The sequence below is a fragment of the Bradyrhizobium sp. AT1 genome, assembly GCF_001590795.1.
Classification (GTDB): Bacteria; Pseudomonadota; Alphaproteobacteria; order Rhizobiales; family Xanthobacteraceae; genus Bradyrhizobium.
In genome coordinates, this window is the sequence record NZ_JXDL01000001.1 from 2495120 (window position 1) to 2514702 (window position 19583).

Below are 19583 nucleotides of genomic sequence, written 5' to 3' on the forward strand. Positions count from 1 at the left end.
CGTTCACTCAGCCGGCTGCAGCGCGGCGGGAATGGTCGCCTGCTTCTCGCGGCCCGGCACCAGCACGGCCCAGACGAACATCAGCGCGGAGATCGCCACGAACACACCGGAGCCGAGACGGACCCAGTAGAACATCGCGAGCTGGTCCTGCACGTCCATGTAGCCCTGGCCGAGCACGCGCTGCAGGTGAACCTGGACCACGCCGGCGAAGGTCAGCGCGAAGGTCATAGTCATCATCGCCGTGCACATGATCCAGAAGCTGGTCATGGAGAGCCACTGATTATACGGCGCCCGTCCCTTGAGCTGCGGGATCGCGTAGGCCATGACAGACAGGTTCAGCATCACATAGGCACCGAAGAAGGCGAGATGCCCGTGCGCGGCGGTGACCTGGGTGCCATGGGTGTAGTAGTTCACCGAGGACAGCGTGTGCAGGAAGCCCCAGACGCCGGCGCCGAGGAACGCCATCACCGAGCAACCGACCGACCAAAGCAGAGCGGCGCGGTTCGGATGCTTGCGGCCGGCCTTCCAGGTCATCTGCACCGTGAAGATCACCATGGTGAAGAACGGGGCAACCTCGAGCGTGGAGAACAGCGAGCCGATCCACTGCCAGTAGCCCGGCGCGCCGATCCAGTAGAAGTGATGGCCGGTGCCGAGGATGCCGGAGAACAGGGCAAGGCCGATGATGACGTAGAGCCACTTCTCGACGACCTCACGATCGATGCCGTTGAGCTTGATCATGAGATAGGCGAGCACGGAGGCCATGATCAGCTCCCAGACGCCCTCGACCCAGAGATGGACGACGTACCACCAGTACATCTTGTCGACGGCGAGGTTCGCCGGGTTGTAGAAGGCGAACAGGAAGAAGATCGCGACGCCCCACAGGCCGAACAACAGGATGTTCGTGATCGTGGTCTTGCGGCCTTTCAGCGCCGTCATCGTGACGTTGAACAGGAACATCAGGCAGACGACGACGATGCCGACCTTGATGATGAAGGGCTGTTCGAGGAACTCGCGACCCTCATGGTAATGGAAGAGATATCCCACCACGGCCACACCTGCCGCGCCAAAAAACATCCAGAACTGGATCTTCGCCAGAAGCGGGCTGTAGAGCTCGGTCTCGGTTTCTTCCGGGAGCAAATAGTAGGTCGCTCCCATGAATCCGATCAGCGACCATACGATCAGCGCGTTGGTGTGGATCATCCTGACGATGTTGAACGGCAAAATGACAGACAGCGTGTTGGGCAGCACATAGATCGTTCCGGCGAGAAGGCCAAACAGGACCTGGGCCAGGAACAAGGTCAGCGCGCCGTAGAAATACAGCATCGCGACTTTCTGGGTTTGATATTTCATCTCGGGTTCTCTGTGTCTTTGAGAAGAATGCAGCGTGCTCAGTTTATCGTTTGAGCATGATCTCTTCGGAAAACCGCCTCACACTTTTCCGGATCATGCTCAGCCGGCCTTGTTCGGCGGCCAATTCTGACGCTTGATCGTGCTGGTCCATTGCAGGAAGTCAGCGAGGTCGTTGAGCTCCTGGTCGGTCAGGTTGAACTGCGGCATCTGCCGCCGACCCTCTGCGCCGGAGGGTTGCGATTGCATCCAGGCTTTCAGTGTCTCGCGTGCAGCGGCCGGATCCTCCTTGCCGCCCCAGCGATCCCAGACGTTGCCAACCTCGGGGGCGAAATAGGCGCCCTCGCCCAGCAGCGTGTGGCAGTTGATGCAGGAATTCTTCTCCCAGACATGCTTGCCGCGGGCCACCGATGACGTCAGCGTCGTCGCGTCCGTGGACGTCGTGGCCATGTAATAATGGCTGTGCGCCGTCAGCCCTATGAAGATGGCGAAGAAGAAGGCCGAACCGCCGTAGAACACATTTCGAGCGGCCGACTTGGTCAGGCGTTCAGCCATTGCCAATCCTTTCCGGTGTGAGTCGTCGAGAGAAAATCGGTGATGCGATTTATTGCCGATCGGTGCGGGGCGCTCTTTGACGGGGAGCAAGGAGCGCGACGATGCGCCCCAGTCAGATCAGGGCGACGACAGCGGATGCGAGCCAGGCGAACAGCACCACGATGACAACCCAGGCGCTGACAAGGCCGCGCCAGAGTGCCGGTGCGACGCGAAGATCGAGAAAATCGAGCACGATACGGCGGCCCTTGAGCGCGGCAAACGTCAGCAGCAACGCATTGGCGAGCAAGGGGCGCGACACCAGCGCCGGGACCAGAAGCGTCGCAAGCGCAAGCCCGATCAGAATGAGCCAGGTGATGTCGAGACGATCCGGAATCACGGGTGCACCAGATAGATGATGGGGAACATGACGACCCAGAGCAGATCGACCATGTGCCAGAAGGCGGTCCCGGTCTCGACGCCCGCTGCCCGGGCCCCCCGGGAAACAACGGCCAGGATCACGATGCCGAGGCCGACATGCAGGAGATGGAAGCCGGTGAGCAGGAAGTAGAGCGTGAAGAACGGGCTGGTCTCCAGGCCGTTTCCCAGCGCGATCTCGCCGGCATATTCGGTCAGCTTGACCGCGATGAAGACGCCGCCAAGAGCCATGGCACCGAACAGCCAGCCGCGCGCACGCCCTCGTTCACCCGCGCGTGCAGCGGCCGTCGCCCGCGCGGCAGCCCAGCCGCTGGTCACAAGCACGATGGTGTTGAATCCAGCCAGATGCGCATCAAGTGTGGCCTGACCGGCCGCGAAGACCGCAGGGTGAAGCGCACGCGCGATGACGAAAGCGCCGAGGAACAAGCCGAAGGCGGCGAGCTCGCTGAAGATCAGCACCCAGATCATGGGATCGCCTGGAAGATCTTCCAGAATTCCCGAGCCGGTTCCCTGTTGCTCGCAATCCGTCGCCGACATCTGAATTCCACATCAACTCGCCGAACAGATACCCCACCGGCGCGATTCCGACTTTGTTGCCGGACAAATAGTGCAGCCGGCTGGAAGCGCGTTTGCGCTGACGCAACGTTCCGCCCGCCCCGCCGTCATAGGGTGGATGCATCCGGCTTCTCCGCAGAACGGCGAGCGATGAGATGAGCGATGCACAATTAGGGCTGATGACCGCGACCCCCATCATCATCGCGTTCGCGATCGCGCTGCGGCGAATGGGGGTGCTGTCCACCGTGGCCACCGTCTCGGCGGTCGGCCTTTCCGCCGCGATCGCGGCGGTGCTGTTCGCGACGCAATAGATTCACCAAGGCTGGCAAGCCAACGCCGGCAGAGTGTCAAAAATTGCGACGAATGCCATTTGCTGCGGTGAAAGAAGGTCAAGCCGTTGACTTCCATCGCGGGGAACCCAAAAACCTGAATCCAGGAGCGCACGGAGCAGCGAAGACTAAGCAGAGGCAGCGCCTTCCTTGTCAGGAGAGCAGTTGTCGGGGACCGTCTACATTGTCGATGATGACGCTCCCTTTCGCGCCGCGCTCCAACGGCAATTGGAGCAGTCCGGATACCGCGTGGTCGCCTATGCGTCGGCCGAGCAGGTGCTGGAGCAGCCGTGCAACGAAGACGAGCCCGGCTGCATCCTCCTGGATGTCCGGATGCCCGGCTTGAGTGGTCTGGAGCTACAAAGCAGCTTGCTGGAGCTCGGCTCGATTCTTCCGATTCTGTTTCTCAGCGGCCATTCCGACGTGAGCACTACGGTCAAGGCCATCAAGGCAGGCGCCGAAGACTTCTTGATCAAGCCTGTCGAGCCGGATGAACTGCTTCACGCGATCGAGCGAGCTCTGGCGCGTCACCGGTCGTCGCTTGCGGTCAAACGCGAATTCGATGACTTGCGAAATCGCTTTGCAAGCTTGACCCCGCGTGAACGGCAGGTATTTGTACTTCTTGTCGGAGGGAAGATCAGCAAACAGATGGCTCACGAGCTGGGGACGTCGGTACGGACGATCAAGGCACACCGCAAGAGAGTGATGGAGAAGATGAGAGCCCCAAGTCTGGCTGAACTCGTGTTGATCGGCGGGCGCCTGGGCGTCGGCTCGCGTGACCACTAAACGGGACGGGCGCAACTCGAGGGAAGACGCGAGCCGATTTCCCGCCGGAAAACCGTCGGTGTAACGCCAACGAACTTTCGAAATACCCGATTCAATTGCGACGTATCGCCAAACCCCGCCGCGCGTGCAACGTCTTCGAGCGAGAGATCGGTCGCCGACAGCAGCAGCCCTTTTGCACGGCGTGTCCTCTCCGACAGGACGTACTGGTAGGGCGAGTGTCCCGTTGCCTCCTTGAACGTTCTGATGAAGTGATAATGGCTCAGCCCTGCCACACTTGCCAGGTCGGAGATCGAGATTTCGGTCTCGATCTGAGCATCGACGAATTCCCGAACGCGCCTCAGCTGACGTAAAGTCAAACCTCCCCGGACCTGGCTACGAGGTGAACGCATCGGGTCGGCGGCATGCCGTAGTTCCCACAAGAGCAACAACCCAAGCGTCTCCGCATAGGCATGGTCGTTGATGCCGGATCCATTAACGACGCTCTGGAGCTTCTGGAGCGTCGCCTTGAGATTGTCGTTCTCGAAATAAAGAGAGGGAGGAATCTCCGAGATATCGTCTGCCTTGCGAACCGACTTGGCCGGGGTGAAATGCACCGCAAAGACGGACGAGACGCCGCCGTTGAAACGATTCCAACCCTGTACCGAAGATCCGACAGGCACGAACGTCATCCTGTCTCGAAGATCGGTTCGCGTCGACGGGCTCTCTCCGTCGATCGTCGTCTCTCCCGCGGCGCGGACGGAATCATGCAACGCCAAAAAGTTCGCATCTCCCTCGACGCGAAACTCCAGCTCCGTTCGCCAGAACCGCAGCAACTCAGCGGAGAACCAGGGCCAGGACATCCGTTTGACTGAAGGGCGGCACCGCGTCTCAGATTGCCGCTGATGCCATTCGAGCTTCCCCGACGACTCCAAGCTCTTTCTCCAAAGATACCTCTCGCTTCGCAGACACTGCAAATTTCCGCACATATCCGCAACCCCTTTCGGGTCACTTCGATATGCTATCGCCGCTGGTTATACACGTCGATGCAGACCGCCCCCAGCAGCACCAGGCCCTTGATGACCTGCTGATAGTCGATGCCGATGCCGAGGATCGACATGCCGTTGTTCATCACGCCCATGATCATGGCGCCGACCACGGCGCCACCGACGCGCCCTACTCCGCCATAGGCCGAGGCACCGCCGATAAAGCAGGCGGCGATGACATCGAGCTCGAATCCGAGCCCGGCTTTCGGGGTCGCCGTGTTGAGGCGTGCGGCAAAGACGAGGCCGGCGAGCGCGGCGAGCACACCCATGTTGACGAAGGTGAGGAAGGTCAGCCGCTCCGTCTTGATGCCTGACAGTTTTGCCGCTTTCGCATTGCCGCCCACCGCGTAGACTTGCCGGCCGATCACGGTCCGCCGGGTGACGAAGCCGTACAGCGCGATCAGCGCGGTCATGATCACCAGCACGTTCGGCAGTCCGCGATGCGAGGCGATCAGATAGGTGAAATAGAGCACGGCGCAGGCGAGCAGGACGCTCTTGCCCAGGAAGAACGCATAGGGCTCGACCTCGATGCCGTGCGATTGCTCACGCGAGCGACCCTTGGCACTGGCATAGACGAGGCTGAGCGCGAGCACGGCGCCGATCAACATGGAGGTCGGATGCAGCGTGCCGGCCTCAGGCAGCAGCTCCGGAATGAAGCCGGATGACAGCTTCTGGAAGGTCGCCGGGAACGGGCCGAGCGACTGGCCCTGCAGCACCGCGAGCGCGAGCCCCTTGAACACCAGCATGCCCGCCAGTGTCACGATGAAGGACGGAATGCCGAAATAGGCCACCCAATAGCCCTGCGCCGCGCCGATCGCCGCACCCAGCAGCAGGCAGGCGATGAAGGCGAGCGTGTAGTCGACCTTGTAAGTCACCATCAGCACGGCGGCGACCGCGCCGACGAAGCCGGCGACCGAGCCGACCGAGAGGTCGATGTGGCCGGTGACGATCACCAGCAGCATGCCCAGCGCCATGATCACGATGTAGCTGTTCTGCAGCACCAGGTTCGTCAGGTTGAGCGGCTGCAGTAGCGTGCCGCCGGTCATGACCTGGAAGAACAGCATGATCGCGATCAGCGACATCAGCATGCCGTAGTTGCGCAAATTGTTCTTGATGAAGCTGCCGTGCCGGCGCTCCTCAGGCAGCGATACCGTCTTGTCGGTCATGGCTGCGATCCTCCCATCTCGGCGGCCGCTGGCGCGGCGTTCCCAATGTTTCGTTCGTTGCGCATGATGGCGCGCATGATCTTCTCCTGCGTCGCGTCAGCGCCCTTGAACTCGCCGACGAAGGCGCCCTCGTTCATGACGCAGATGCGGTCGCAAATCCCGAGCAGCTCGGGCATCTCCGAGGAGATCACCACGACGCCGCGGCCAGCTTTCGCCAGCTCGTTGATGATACAGTAGATCTCGTATTTGGCACCAACGTCGATGCCCCGCGTCGGCTCGTCCAGGATCAGGACCTTGGGGTCGGTCATCAGCCATTTCGACAGCACCACCTTCTGCTGATTGCCGCCGGAGAGCTGGCCGGTCTCCTGGTAGACGTCCGAGCAACGAATGCGCATGCGGGTACGATAGTCGCTGGCGATCTTCAGCTCGGCGATGTCGTCGATCACCCGGCCTGGTGCGACCTGGTCGAGGCTGGCGAGCGTGATGTTCTTGCGGACGTCGTCGGCCAGGATCAGGCCGAGCTGCTTGCGGTCCTCGGTCACATAGGCCAGGCCGGCGTCGATCGCGGCCGCGACACTCGGCAGCACCATCTCCCTGCCTTCGAGCCGCAGAGAGCCGCTGATTGCAGTGCCCCAGGAGCGGCCGAACAGGCTCATGGCGAACTCGGTACGGCCGGCGCCCATCAGCCCGGCGATGCCCACGACCTCGCCGCGCCTGACGCTGAAATCGATGTTCTTGATCACCTGCTGCTCGGGATGGATGGGGTGATAGACCGACCAGTTCGCGACGTCGAGCACGGGTTCGCCGATCTTGACGCTACGCTCGGGGAAACGGTGCGCCATATCGCGGTTGACCATGCTGCGGATGATGCGGTCCTCCTGGATCGGCTCGGCATGGCAATCGATGCTGTCGACGGTGCGACCGTCGCGCAGCACCGTGATGTGGTCGGCGACCTTGGCGACCTCGTTGAGCTTGTGCGAGATCAGGATCGAGCCAATGCCCTGCGCGCGGAACGCCATCAGGCGTTCGAGCAGCGCGGCGCTGTCGGCCTCGTTGAGGCTGGCAGTCGGCTCATCCAGGATCAGCATCCGCACCCGCTTGGAGAGCGCCTTGGCGATCTCGACCAGCTGCTGCTTGCCGACGCCGAGATCGGTGATCAGGGTGTCCGGGGATTCGTTCAGGCCGACCTGCGCCAGCAGCTCGCGCGTGCGCCGATACACCTCGTCGCGATCGATCACCCCTAACTTCGAGGGCGGATGCGACAGAAAAATGTTCTCCGCGATCGACATCAGCGGGATCAGCGCCAGCTCCTGGTGGATGATGATGATGCCGAGCGCCTCGGAATCGTTGATGTCGCGGAAGCGCCGCTCCTCGCCCTCGAAGACGATGGTGCCTTCGTAGCTGCCGTACGGGTAGACCCCGCTCAGCACCTTCATCAGCGTCGACTTGCCGGCGCCGTTCTCGCCGACCAGCGCGTGGATCTGGCCGGCGTGAACCGAGAAGTTGACGTCGCGCAGCGCCTGCACACCGGCAAAGCTCTTGCTGACGTTGCGCATCTCCAGCATGGCCGTCATCGTGGTTGTTCCTTGCGTTACTCGCGTCTCCCTGCGTGCGGGGAGCCGTTGGCTGATATCGCGGCATCCACATCGTCATTGCGAGCGCAGCGAAGCAATGACGGAGTGCGTAGCAACCACTGCCCGTGTGGAGAAAGCCCCTCTCCCCGCAAGAACGGGGAGAGGAAGACGAGAGAGTCTTACTGGAACTGAGCCTTCTTGTAGTAGCCGCTCTCGACCAGAACCTTCTCCCAATTGTCCTTGTAGACCACGACCGGCTTGAGCAGATAGGACGGCACGGTCTTGACGCCGTTCTCGTAAGTCTTGGTGTCGTTGACCGTGACCTGCTTGCCGGCGAGCGCGGCGTCGACCATGTCGGCGGTCACCTTGGCGAGGTCGCGGGTGTCCTTGAAGATGGTCGAATATTGGTCGCCGCGCAGCATCGCCTTGATCGAGGGCACCTCGGCATCCTGGCCCGAGATGATCGGCATCGGCTGATCGGCGCTGCCATAGCCGACGCCCTTCAGCGACGAAATGATGCCGATCGAGATGCCGTCATAGGGCGACAGCACGGCGTTGATCTTCTTGTTGCCGTAATAGGCGCTGAGCAGGTTGTCCATGCGCGCCTGGGCGGTGGCGCCGTCCCAGCGCAAGGTCGCGACCTTGTCCATGCCCATCTGGCCCGAGGCGACGACGAGCTTGCCGCTGTCGATGTAGGGCTTCAGCACGCTCATCGCGCCGTTGTAGAAGAAGTAGGCGTTGTTGTCGTCGGGCGAGCCGCCGAACAGCTCGATGTTGAACGGGCCCTTGCCGTCCTTCAGGCCGAGGCCCTTCTCGATCGATTGCGCCTGGAGCACGCCGACCTGGAAATTGTCGAAGGTCGCGTAATAGTCGACATTCGGCGTGCCGCGGATCAGGCGGTCATAGGCGATCACGGTGATGCCCTTTGCCTTCGCCTGCTTGAGCACGTCGGACAGCGTAGTACCGTCGATCGCGGCGATCACCAACGCCTTCGCGCCCTTGGTCACCATGTTCTCGACTTGCGAGAGCTGGTTCGGAATGTCGTCCTCGGCATATTGCAGGTCCGTGTTGTAGCCGCGCTCCTTCAGCACCTTGACCATGTTGTTGCCGTCGTCGATCCAGCGTGCCGAGGACTTGGTCGGCATCGCGATGCCGACGGTTGCCTTGTCCTGGGCGGAGGCAGTCACGCCTGCGGCCATGGACGCAGCGCCGGCCAGCGCCAACGCGAGAAATGTCATCTTCAGTTTCAGCATGGTTCACTCCCTTGGGTGTCAGACTGTTCTTGGTTTCGTCGAAGAAAATCGTCGTGAGGCTGCTTTCGGGTCTCCTATGCGAGCTTGACGTCGGGCTCCGCACGACCACGCGCGGATGCCTCAAGTAGAAAAGTGAAACCGGCTTGCGGATCGGCGGCGCGTGCCGCCGCGTCCATATCCTGCCAGGCCGACGTGACGAGGAGACGCGACAGATCGGGGCCGACGAAAGCGGGGCAGCTCGCCTGTGTCGCCGGCACGCTCAGCGAGCGCAGACGCTCGCCTTGCGGAGAATAGACATCGACCCGGCTCGCTCCCCAGCAGGCATTCCAGATGTTTCCATCGGCATCGCACACCGAGCCGTCGAGGCCGCCGATGCCCGTATGACGCAGCAGCACCTCCGGCTCGCCGCGCGGCAGGCCGGTCGCGGGGTTGAGCGGCACGGCATAGAGCACGGCGCGCGTTGTGTCGGTGAAGTAACCGATGGCACCATCCGGCGAGAAGCAGATCGAGTTGGGGATGCTGATGCCGGGAAACAGCGTCGAGATCTTGCCGCGGTGGAATGCGTAGATCGCGCCTGCCTTCGGCTCGGCCTTCTTGCCCATGGTGCCGATCCAGAACGTGCCGGATTGATGCACGCGGCAATCATTGGAGCGCGTCGTGGGATTGTCAGCTTCGAGCGGAAGGAACAGCGTCATCTCGCCGTCAGCAAGCTTGCGGATGTAAAGCCCGTCCTCGGCAACGATCAACTGCCGCTCGGCATCGATGCGCCCGAGCGCGCTCGCCATGCGGCCGAGCGCATGGACGCGGATGCCGCCACTGCCAAGTTGCGCCTCGAACAGGCGTCCCTCGCGGATGTCGAACCACCAGGCGGTATCGGTGGTGACGTCATAGGTCGGGCCCTCGCCGAGATGGCAGGGATTGCTGGAGAGAACGGACGTCGGCACCTGTTCCATCATGGCGTCTTTGCTCCGAAGCGATACACCGTGTGATGGCGGTAGACTTCGCCGGGATCGAGGCGCGGACTCGGAAAATCCGGGCGGTTCGGCGCATCGGGCCAGATGTGCGGCTCCAGGCACATGGCATCCGACTGCCGGATCAGCTTGCCGCGCTTCCCCGAAATCGTGCCGTCGAGATAGTTGCCGGAATAGACCTGAAGGCCGGGCTGGTTGGTGAACAGCTCCATGATCCGTCCCGAACGCGGCGCTTCCAGCCGCGCCGCGAGCGCGAGCTTGCCGTCGCGTCCGAGGCAGTAGGTGTGGTCGTAGCCCCGGCCGTTCTGCAATTGCTGATCGCCCTGCCGGATACGCTCGCCGACCGGTCGAGATTCGCGGAAGTCGAACGGCGTGCCAGCGACGGGACGCGGCGGCCCCGGCAAGGGAATGGCGGTGGGATCGATGGCGAGAAAATGCTCGGCGGCCACCGTCAAGCGGTGGTCGAGAATGGGAATGCCGGATGTCGCGCCCTCGAGATTGAAGAAGCTGTGGTTGGTCAGGTTGACGATGGTCGGCCGGTCGCTCCGCGCCTCCATCTCGAGTGACAGCTCGGACGGCCCGGTGATGCGATAGGTCAGGCGGACGTCGAGCTTGCCGGGATAGTTCTCTTCGCCATGCGGGCTCGTATAGGTGAGCGTCACCGCGGGCTGGGCGCCTTCGTCGATCTCCGCGATGTCCCAGAGCTTGCGGTCGAATCCGTCGAGGCCGCCATGCAGCGCGTTCGGACCGTTGTTGACGGGGAGCTGCACAGTCTCACCATCGAGCGAGAATTGTCCCTTGGCGATACGGTTGGCGTAGCGGCCGACGGTGGCGCCCAGGAACTTCCGTTCGGCGAGGTAGCCTGCGAAGGAATCATGGCCGAGCACGACGTCGTCATATCCGCCTCTGGCATCCGGCGCGATCAGCGCCTGGATCACCGCGCCATGGGTGATGATACGCGCCTCGAACCCATCCTCACCGCGCAGCACGATGCGCTCGACGCTGCGGCCATCCGGCAGCGTTCCGAAGATGTCTTTCTCGATCTTTGAGCCAGCCATGTCTAATCCATAAACGGTTCGACGATTGTACGCCGGCCGAGCAGGAAGGCGTCGGCGACGAGGCGAAGCGGCGTCAGGTCGACATCCCTTGCGCCGGTCGCCGCGAGCTCGACGAAGCGCCGGTAGAGTCCGCGATATTCTTCATCAGGTGCCTCGGCAATGGTCTTGCCTTCGATCGCCATGTGCCTGCCGCCGCCGGACAGCGTCATCCGACCTTGATCGGTCTCGACGACGATATCCCAGCTCTGCGGTCCGGTCTGGCGGAAATCGAACTCAGCTGTGACGGCAAGACCCTCGATGTCGGCGAGCGTCAGGCTCGCCGCGATCGGCGCCTGGCAATTGGCGGGGAACGCCAGCTCGGCCGCGGTGACGAACACAGGCTGCGGCAGGATTTTGGTCAGGATCGACAGCGCGTTGATGCCAGGGTCGAACACGCCGAGGCCGCCCGGCTCCCAGATCCAGCCCTGCCCGGGATGCCAGACGCGAACGTCCTCCTTCCAATTGATATGAACAGAATGGATTTGGCGTCCGGCGAGCCATTGCCGGGCCGGCTCGACCGCCGGCGCGTAGCGCGAATGCCAGGTCGCAAACAGCGTCCGCTTGGCTTCCGCCGCCATCGCGATCAGCGGATCGAGCTCGGCAACCCCGATCCCCGGCGGCTTTTCCAGCATCACGTGCTTGCCGGCGGCGAGTGCCGCTGCAGCCTGCTTGCGCCTCACCTGCGGCGGCGTGCAGAGCGAGACCGCATCGACATCAGGCCCCTTTTCCAGCAGTTCCTCGATGGTAGCGAAATGCGGCAGTCCCGGCAGCGAGGCGTTCCGGCTGGCAATTGCCGCCAGCGTTGCGCCCGGCACCGCGGCGATCGCACCGACGTGCTGGTCGCGTGCGATCTTGCCGAAACCGACGATGGCGATGCGAAGTTCCGTCACGAGCGTTCTCCGGACTGTACGGATGGCAACGCCTCGGCCGGCGCGGTCTCGATCACCGTACCATCGTGGCGGCGCATGCCGTTGTGAATGACATAGACCATCGCCTCCGACGCGGCCTCGGCATCGCCGGCCGCGATCGCGTCGACGATCTTCTGGTGCCAGAGCAACACTGTATCCCGATCTTCCGATTCGACCGGCGCACTCAGCAGGAACGAGGCGCGCAGCGCGGCCTCGATGACGTGGCCGATCGAGCGCATGAACAGATTGCCGGAGGCGCGCGCCACGGCGACATGGAGTGCCAGATCTGCATCGGCGAAGCCGACCGAGTCAGACGCTTCGAGCCGCATGCGCTCCATGCTGCGCCGGAGCTCGACGAGATCCTCCTCCGACCGCTGCGCCGCCGCCAGCATCGCGGCACGCGGCTCGACCGCAAGGCGAATCTCCGCGAGGTCGTTGAGGAAACGCTTGTCGATGCCGGCATCGAGGTGCCAGGCCAGCACGTCGGCGTCGAACATGTTCCAGGCCGCGCGTTCGCGCACGACCGTGCCGACCCGCGCCTTGGTGGTGAGCAGGCCCTTGGCGACCAGGGTCTTCACGCTTTCGCGCAGCACCGGCCGCGACACGCCGAACATCGCGATCATCTCGGCGTCACCCGGCAGGCGCGTGCCCTCGGCATAGCGGCCGGCGATGATGTCGACACCGATCGAGCGGGCCACCTCCGCATGGTTGGAATGAGCCCGACGCGTCCGGATGACGACGATGCGCGAGGTCATGTCGCGGCTCCCAGGCTCTTTGTCCTCGGCCGGCGCGCGAGCGCAACCAGCCCCTGCTGCAGGGCGATGAAGGCAAACAGCAGAACGCCGGTCGCGATCTTGGTCCACCAGCTCGACAACGTGCCGTCGAAATTGATGTAGGTCTGGATCAGGCCCTGGATCAGCACGCCGAGGAAGGTGCCGATCACGGAGCCCTGCCCGCCCGTGAGCAACGTACCGCCGATCACGACGGCGGCGATGGTGTCGAGCTCGACGCCGACGGCGGAAAGCGAGTAGCCGGCGCTGGTGTAGAAGGAGAACACGATGCCGGCGATCCCCGCCAGCAGGCTCGACAGCATGTAGATCTTGATCGTCATCTTGCCGACCGCAACGCCCATCAGGCCCGCGGTCGCGCGACTACCGCCGAGCGCATAGACGTTAGCGCCGAACCTTGTGAGCTGCAGCAGCAAGGCGCCGCCGATCACGATGACGAGCATGATGATCGCGACCGAGGTCAATCGCCCGCCGCCGGGCATTCGCAGCGCGAAGTCGGAGACGGTGGAATAGACGGGTGCCGTGATCGGCACCGATTCCGTCGACAGCAGGAAGCCAGCGCCGCGCGCCAGGAACATACCGGCGAGCGTCACGATGAACGGCGGCAGATCGAAGACATGGATCACCGCGCCCATCGCCGCGCCGAAGGCCGCCGAGAGCGCGAGGATGGCAACGAAGGCGACCAGCGGCGGCATGCCCCAGCGCTCGATCGCGAGCGCGACGAAGACCGTGGTGAATCCGATCACCGAGCCGACCGAGAGATCGATGCCGCCGGAGATGATCACAAATGTCATGCCGGTCGCGACGATGCCGAGGAAGGCGTTGTCGGTGAGGAGATTGCCGACCACGCGGGTCGAGGCGATGTTGGGAAATTGCACCGCGCAGAGCGCAAAGCCTGCGACGAGCACGATCGCCGTGATCAGGACGGGCGGCAGGCCTCTCATGCTTTCGTCCTCCGCAGCCGTGCGGCGATACCGGCAAAGCCGGACAGCTTCGGCGACTGCAACAGCAGCACCGCGAGCACCACCACCGCCTTGACCAGCAGATTGAACTCCGGCGGATAGCCGGACAGGAGGATGCCGGTGTTCATGGTCTGAATGATCAGCGCACCCAACACCGCGAGCACGAGGCTGAAGCGGCCGCCGAACAGCGAGGTGCCACCGATCACCACGGCCAGAATTGCATCAAGCTCAAGCCACAAGCCGGCATTGTTGGCGTCAGCGCCCATGATGTCGGCCGCCGCGATCACGCCCGCGAGCGCGGCGCAGACGCCGCACCAGACATAGACCGACAGGATCATCGCACGGGTGCCGACGCCGGAAAGCTCGCTCGCGCGCGCGTTGCCCCCGGTCGCCTCGATCAGCAGCCCGAGCGCCGAGCCGCGCACCACAGCGCCAGTGAGAATGAGCATACCGAGGGCAATGACGACGGGCACCGGAAGGCCGAGCACCGAACCATTCCCGAGCCAGACCAGATCCGGCGAGGAGAACGTCACGATACGTCCTTCGGTGATGAGCTGGGCGATGCCGCGGCCCGCGACCATCAGGATCAGCGTCGCCACGATCGGCTGCATGCCGAGCACGGCGACGAGAAATCCGTTCCAGAGGCCGCAGACAAGGCCCGCCCCCAGCGCGGCCGCCAGTACCACCGGAAGGCTGTGACTGTCGGCGAGACTTGCGGCGATCGCGCCGCAGATGGCCATCACCGCGCCGACCGAGAGATCAATGCCGCGCGTCGCGATCACCAGCACCATGCCGAGCGAGAGCAGCGCCACCGGCGTGCCGCGGTTGAGGACGTCGATCAGGCTGCCGAACAGACGGCCGTCCTGGAGGCGCAGGTCGAAGAATTGCGGCGACACCACGCGGTCGACCGCGAGGATGACGATCAGCGCGAGGATCTGGGCGAGGCCGCGGCGCGGCAGCAGCGCTGTCATGTGTGAGCCTCAAGCGCAACAGTGACGCTATCGGCGGCGATGGCGGCGAGGATGTTGCCGACGTCGACCGCTTCGCCCGCGAGCTCCTCGACATGGGCGCGGTCGCGCAGCACCACGACGCGGTCCGAATAAGTCACGATCTCGTCGAGTTCGGAGGAGATCACGAGCAGCGAGAGGCCATCGTCACAGAGCTCGCGGATCAGCCGGATGATCTCGGCATGGGCGCCGACGTCGATGCCGCGGGTCGGCTCGTCCAGCACGAGGAGCCGCGGCGAGGTCGCGAGCCAGCGCGCCAGCAGCACCTTCTGCTGATTGCCACCGGACAACAGCCCGACGGGACGCTCGGGATCGGCCGGACGGATGTCGAGCATCTTGACGTAGCGGCGCGCGATCTCGTCCTGCTCGCGGCGCGACAGCGGCCGAAGCAGGCCGCGCTTGGCCTGGAGCGCGAGCACGATGTTCTCGCGCACCGTGAGCTCCGCGACGATGCCGTCGGTCTTGCGCTCTTCCGGGCAATAGCCAAAGCCATGGCGGACGCCGTCGCGCGGCGACTGAAGGCGGACGGGCGCGCCTTCCACCCTCGCCTGCCCGCGATCGGCGCGCTCGGCACCGAACACCAGCCGTGCGGTTTCGGTGCGGCCCGAGCCGAGCAGTCCAGCAAGGCCGACGACCTCGCCATGACGCAGCTCGAGATTGAACGGCGCAACGTAACCGGCCTTGCCAAAATTCTCAAAACTCGCGCAGACCTCGCGCACTTCATGTTCGCTCGCCGCCGCCCGCGCACTGGTGGTCTCCGCCAACTCGCGGCCGAGCATCATCCGGATCAGCTCGAGCCGCGCCAAGGACGCGGTCTCGCGCTCCCCGACCAGACGGCCATTGCGCAGCACCGTGATCCGGTCGGAGATCTCGTAGACCTGATCAAGGAAATGGCTGACGAAAACTATGCCGATGCCGCGCTTGGCGAGCTGGCGCATGATGCCGAACAGGATCTCGACCTCGTGGCGGTCGAGGCTCGCGGTCGGCTCGTCCAGGATCAGCACGCGGGCCGAGAGATCGACCGCGCGGGCGATCGCGGTGACGTGCTGGATGGCGACGGAATAGCTGCCGAGCGGCGCAGCGACGTCGATATCGAGACCGAAATCCGCCAGCAGCGCCTTGGCGCGACGGCGCATCTCGCCTTCGCGGACGATGCCGAAGCGCATCGGCTGGCGGTCGAGGAACAGGTTCTGCGCCACCGAAAGGTTCGGCAGCAAATTGACCTCCTGGTAGACGGTGGCGATGCCCGCTGCCACCGCCGCCTTGGCCGAGCGCGGCGCGATCTCTTCACCACCGATCCTGACGAAGCCGGCGTCGCGCGGAAACACGCCCGTGATCACCTTGATCAGCGTCGACTTGCCGGCGCCGTTCTCGCCGAGCAGCGCATGGATCTCGCCGGCGCGCAGCGTGAAGTCGACCTCCTGCAACGCACGCACGGCGCCAAAGCTCTTGCTGATCCCGCGCACCTCCAGCAGGGAAGCACTGTTCTGCATGGCAAATTCACTCCCACCGGCGCCTGCTTATGCCGCGGACACCCAGCCTAGTCGCTCGCGCACCGGTTCCGAAAAGGGGGGCACCGCCGCAACGGACGTCGCGGCGGTGCGTCACGCCTCAGTAACCGAGGCCCTTCTTGCTGTCGTATTCCTTCTGCGGATTGTCGGCGGCGGTGAGCAGCCTGGATTCAGTCTGGATCCATTTCGGCGGAACTGTGCCCTTCTCCTTGAACGCCGCGACGGCATCGAAGGCCGGGCCGGCCATGTTCGGCGTCAGCTCGACCGTGGCATTGGCTTCGCCCGCGACCATCGCCTTGAAGATGTCGGGGACCGCGTCGATCGAGACGGTAAGGATGTCCTTGCCGGGCTTGAGACCGGCTTCCTTCATGGCCTGAATCGCGCCGACCATCATGTCGTCATTGTGGGCATAGACCGCACAGATGTTCTTGCCGCCGCCTTCGGCCTTGATGAAGCTTTCCATCACCTCCTTGCCCTTGGCGCGGGTGAAGTCGCCGGTCTGGCTGCGCACCACTTTCAGGTTGGCGTGCTTGGCAATCGCCGTGTCAAAACCTTTCTTGCGGTTTGCGGCGACGCTGGCGCCGACCGTGCCCTGCAATTCGACGATGTTGCAGGGTTTCGTCCCGACGGTTTTGGCCAGCCAGTCGCCCGCGACCGCGCCTTCGTGCACGCTATCGGAGGTGACGGCGGTGAGATAGAGCTCCTTGCCGGAGGGATCGATGTCGCGGTCGAGCAGCACGACCGGGATCTTGGCCTCCTTGGCTTCCTTCAGCACCGAATCCCAGCCGGTCGAGACGACGGGCGCGAGGAAGATCGCATCGACGTTCTGCGCGATGAAGGAACGGATCGCCTTGATCTGATTCTCCTGCTTCTGCTGTGCGTCGGCGATCTTGAGATTGACCTTGCGCTTGGCGGCCTCCTGCTTGGAGACCGAGGTCTCGGCCGCGCGCCAGCCGGATTCCGATCCGATCTGCGAGAAGCCGATGGTGAGCTCGGCGGCACTGGCCGGCAACGCGAGCAGCAACGCGGTCGTGGCGCTGGCCGCAAAGAGGGCTTTGAGGGTCATCAGGCGTGTCTCCCAAATGTTTATCTCTGGCGCCGTTCGGTAACATGGCACCTAAAGGCCAGCCTTTGAGGCGGCGGGAGGCACTATTTCACAGGAGTTGGGTTCCGACTAGTCATATTATTTGACTATTGGAGGGAAAACGCGCGGGAGCGCGGCGCGCGGTTTTATGACACGCTCAGCGCGATTTTGTTCCGGTGATGCAACGGGAAGATGAAGGGAATTTTACGCGGTGGGGATGCTGGCTTCATCCGCGGCGGCGGCGATAAACGTGGTGCCAGCTCTCTCCCCCGTCATTGCGATCCAGAATCCCTCCGCGGAAAGACTCTGGATTGCTTCGCCGCGCTCGCAATGACGTGGAGGTTCGGCCGTTATCGGCCCAAACGACTCGTGGAGAGTCCCCTCACCCGCCACGCTTCGCGTGTCGGCCTCTCTCCGCACGCGGGGAGAGGCGAAGAACAGCGAACTAGATCAGCTCCCGCTGCGCCAGATTCTTCATCAGCGCGCCGATGCCGAAAGTCCAGGGCTCGCACTCGTCGCTGGTGCGCATGCGGTTGACGAGCTTGCCGAGCTCCGGCGCGGAGATGGTGACGATGTCGTCGCGCTTGTGCGTAAAACCCTGCCCCGGGGCATCGCGGTCCTTCACGGGTGCGAACATCGTGCCGAGGAACAGCACGAAACCATCAGGATATTGATGGATCTTGCCGATGGTCTGCGCGACGAGGTCGGTCGGATCGCGGCTGATCTTGCTGATCGAGGAATGGCCATCGAGAACGAAGCCGTCCGCCCCCGTCACGTTCAGGCTGATGTCGAGCTTGCGCGCGTCATCGAGTGTGAAGCTGTCGTCGAACAGGCGCAACAGCGGGCCGATCGCGCAGGAGGCGTTGTTGTCCTTGGCCTTCGACAGCAGCAGCGCGGAGCGCCCCTCGAAGTCGCGCAGATTGACGTCGTTGCCGAGCGCGCCGCCGACGATCTTGCCGCGGCTGGACACGAACAGCACGAGCTCCGGCTCGGGGTTGTTCCAGGTGGATTTCGGATGGAGGCCGGCATCCATGCCGGTGCCGACGGACGACATGGTCGGGGCCTTGGTGAAGACCTCGGCATCGGGACCGATGCCGACCTCGAGATACTGGCTCCAGGCATTCTGATCGATCAGCACCTGCTTCAGATGCATCGCCTGGTCCGAGCCCGGCTTGAGCTTCGACAGATCGTCGCCGATCAGCCGCGTCACCTCTTTGCGGATGGCTTCGGCAGAGGCCGGATTACCCTTGGCGCGTTCCTCGATCACGCGTTCCAGCATCGAGATCGCGAAGGTGACCCCGGCCGCCTTCAATGTCTGGAGATCGACAGGCGCGAGCAACCAGGGCTTGTTCGGATCACGCCCGTCGGGAGCGGTGTTGGCCACGATAGCCTCGAGTTCGCCGATGCGTTCGCCCCTGGTCGCGCCAAGCGCCTTGGCCGGATTGTCTTCCTCGCACAGTGCGCTGACGGTCGGAAAGCTCGAGGTGACGTCAAACACGCCATCACCGCGCACCGCGACGACGGCCGGACCATTCACCTGCGGCAGCCAGACGCGGCCGACCAGCGTCCCCTTCGTTCCATCCTCGGGGAGAAGGTCCTTCACCGTCAATGTCGTCATGGCCGCGCCCTCGCTGTTTCTAAGGACCGGCGTCTTTGCAGCAGCCGGTCCCATTGGCGAAGACCAATAAACGTCTGGCCGGGGAAGTCCAGAGCGGCAGGATGCCCCGCTGCTATGCTCCTGCCCGCGCCTTCCTCGCCGCGATCTGCTGCAGCGCCCAACGTGCGTTCTTGCGCACATCGGGATCGGGATCGTCGGCGATCACGGCCAGGAAGACCTCGCCATCAGGATGAGCGATCTCGCCGAGCGCGGCGGCCGCCTCTTTCCGCAAGTTCGCCTGATCGTGATTGATGCCATTCCCGATCGGCCGCACCGCGCGCTCGATCTTCATTCGGCCGAGGCTGCGGATCGCCTTCAGCCGCACTTGCCAGAACTCGTCGGCAAGGCAGGCGATGAGCTGGTCGGCGGCCAGCGCCCCGTTGACGTTGAGACCCAGCGTCTCCGCGGCCATCTCGCGAACCATCCAGTCGGCGTCCTTCAGCGCTCGCGTGATGGTTTCGGCCGCAGGTTTCAACTGCGAGAATGCCAGCGCGCTTACGGCAGCCCGGCGCACATGAGCATCGGGATCGTTGATCAGCGCGGTGAGCGCGGGAATGGATTCCTCCAGCTTGAGGAAGCCGATGACGCCGATGGCCT

20 protein-coding genes are annotated in these 19583 nt (G+C 63.7%); 2 read left to right on the top strand and 18 right to left on the bottom strand.

Features of this window, described 5'->3' with window-relative positions:
* Positions 1-3: 3 nt before the first annotated feature.
* The 4 genes from SE92_RS11945 to SE92_RS11960 all read right to left on the bottom strand — a co-directional run bounded on the left by SE92_RS11945 (position 4) and on the right by SE92_RS11960 (position 2853).
* On the bottom strand, positions 4-1350 hold the full coding sequence (locus SE92_RS11945; RefSeq protein ID WP_063195882.1) for a cbb3-type cytochrome c oxidase subunit I: 1347 nt from the start codon (positions 1348-1350) through the stop codon (positions 4-6).
* Positions 1351-1449: 99 nt separating this feature from the next.
* Entirely contained in the window at positions 1450-1902 is a 453-nt protein-coding gene (locus SE92_RS11950) for a c-type cytochrome (RefSeq protein ID WP_063195883.1), read from the bottom strand.
* A 112-nt stretch (positions 1903-2014) separates the two neighbouring features.
* A complete protein-coding gene (locus tag SE92_RS11955; protein ID WP_063203478.1) occupies positions 2015-2275 on the bottom strand; it encodes a cytochrome C oxidase subunit IV family protein in 261 nt (86 codons plus the stop codon).
* On the bottom strand, positions 2275-2853 hold the full coding sequence (locus SE92_RS11960) for a cytochrome c oxidase subunit 3 family protein (RefSeq protein ID WP_063195884.1): 579 nt from the start codon (positions 2851-2853) through the stop codon (positions 2275-2277). Before SE92_RS11960 ends, SE92_RS11955 begins: the two co-directional genes overlap by 1 nt.
* Positions 2854-3026: 173 nt before the next feature.
* On the opposite strand from SE92_RS11960, the gene SE92_RS36620 reads away from it, so the two are divergent.
* Positions 3027-3182, top strand: coding sequence for a hypothetical protein (locus tag SE92_RS36620; protein WP_198172613.1), 156 nt, complete (start codon positions 3027-3029; stop codon positions 3180-3182).
* A 183-nt stretch (positions 3183-3365) separates the two neighbouring features.
* Positions 3366-3986: a response regulator transcription factor gene (locus SE92_RS11965; protein WP_063195885.1), complete on the top strand. Its 621-nt coding sequence runs from the start codon at positions 3366-3368 to the stop codon at positions 3984-3986.
* Here SE92_RS11965 and SE92_RS11970 read toward each other — a convergent pair.
* The 14 genes from SE92_RS11970 to SE92_RS12035 all read right to left on the bottom strand — a co-directional run.
* Entirely contained in the window at positions 3983-4825 is an 843-nt protein-coding gene (locus SE92_RS11970; RefSeq protein WP_084251798.1) for a helix-turn-helix domain-containing protein, read from the bottom strand. The genes SE92_RS11965 and SE92_RS11970 overlap by 4 nt on opposite strands.
* A 158-nt stretch (positions 4826-4983) precedes the next feature.
* Positions 4984-6174 (bottom strand): multiple monosaccharide ABC transporter permease, encoded by a 1191-nt coding sequence (gene mmsB / locus SE92_RS11975; protein WP_063195887.1) that lies wholly within the window; start codon positions 6172-6174, stop codon positions 4984-4986.
* The gene (mmsA, locus tag SE92_RS11980) at positions 6171-7748 is read right to left on the bottom strand and encodes a multiple monosaccharide ABC transporter ATP-binding protein (protein ID WP_063195888.1); all 1578 of its coding nucleotides are present in this window, start codon (positions 7746-7748) and stop codon (positions 6171-6173) included. Before mmsA ends, mmsB begins: the two co-directional genes overlap by 4 nt.
* 179 nt (positions 7749-7927) lie before the next feature.
* On the bottom strand, positions 7928-9001 hold the full coding sequence (chvE, locus tag SE92_RS11985; protein ID WP_063195889.1) for a multiple monosaccharide ABC transporter substrate-binding protein: 1074 nt from the start codon (positions 8999-9001) through the stop codon (positions 7928-7930).
* 74 nt (positions 9002-9075) lie between these two features.
* The gene (locus SE92_RS11990; protein ID WP_063195890.1) at positions 9076-9954 is read right to left on the bottom strand and encodes an SMP-30/gluconolactonase/LRE family protein; all 879 of its coding nucleotides are present in this window, start codon (positions 9952-9954) and stop codon (positions 9076-9078) included.
* Positions 9954-11030: an aldose epimerase family protein gene (locus SE92_RS11995; RefSeq protein ID WP_063195891.1), complete on the bottom strand. Its 1077-nt coding sequence runs from the start codon at positions 11028-11030 to the stop codon at positions 9954-9956. The genes SE92_RS11990 and SE92_RS11995 overlap by 1 nt, the downstream gene beginning before the upstream one ends.
* Before the next feature lie 2 nt (positions 11031-11032).
* Complete coding sequence (locus SE92_RS12000; protein WP_063195892.1) at positions 11033-11959, bottom strand: Gfo/Idh/MocA family protein; 927 nt, start codon at positions 11957-11959, stop codon at positions 11033-11035.
* Positions 11956-12732 carry a FadR/GntR family transcriptional regulator gene (locus SE92_RS12005; protein WP_063195893.1) on the bottom strand — a complete coding sequence of 259 codons (777 nt, stop codon included), beginning with the start codon at positions 12730-12732 and terminating at the stop codon, positions 11956-11958. The genes SE92_RS12000 and SE92_RS12005 overlap by 4 nt, the downstream gene beginning before the upstream one ends.
* Positions 12729-13709: a galactofuranose ABC transporter, permease protein YjfF gene (yjfF, locus tag SE92_RS12010; protein ID WP_063195894.1), complete on the bottom strand. Its 981-nt coding sequence runs from the start codon at positions 13707-13709 to the stop codon at positions 12729-12731. The genes SE92_RS12005 and yjfF overlap by 4 nt, the downstream gene beginning before the upstream one ends.
* Complete coding sequence (locus SE92_RS12015) at positions 13706-14698, bottom strand: ABC transporter permease (protein ID WP_063195895.1); 993 nt, start codon at positions 14696-14698, stop codon at positions 13706-13708. The genes yjfF and SE92_RS12015 overlap by 4 nt, the downstream gene beginning before the upstream one ends.
* Positions 14695-16227 (bottom strand): sugar ABC transporter ATP-binding protein, encoded by a 1533-nt coding sequence (locus SE92_RS12020; protein ID WP_063195896.1) that lies wholly within the window; start codon positions 16225-16227, stop codon positions 14695-14697. Before SE92_RS12020 ends, SE92_RS12015 begins: the two co-directional genes overlap by 4 nt.
* A gap of 118 nt (positions 16228-16345) precedes the next feature.
* Positions 16346-17311: a galactofuranose ABC transporter, galactofuranose-binding protein YtfQ gene (gene ytfQ, locus SE92_RS12025; protein WP_063195897.1), complete on the bottom strand. Its 966-nt coding sequence runs from the start codon at positions 17309-17311 to the stop codon at positions 16346-16348.
* Between the two features lie 463 nt (positions 17312-17774).
* Positions 17775-18947 carry a fumarylacetoacetate hydrolase family protein gene (locus tag SE92_RS12030; RefSeq protein ID WP_063203479.1) on the bottom strand — a complete coding sequence of 391 codons (1173 nt, stop codon included), beginning with the start codon at positions 18945-18947 and terminating at the stop codon, positions 17775-17777.
* Positions 18948-19059: 112 nt separating this feature from the next.
* Positions 19060-19583, bottom strand: a 524-nt coding sequence (locus SE92_RS12035; RefSeq protein WP_198172616.1) for a HEAT repeat domain-containing protein, incomplete at its 5' end; no start/stop codon positions are given.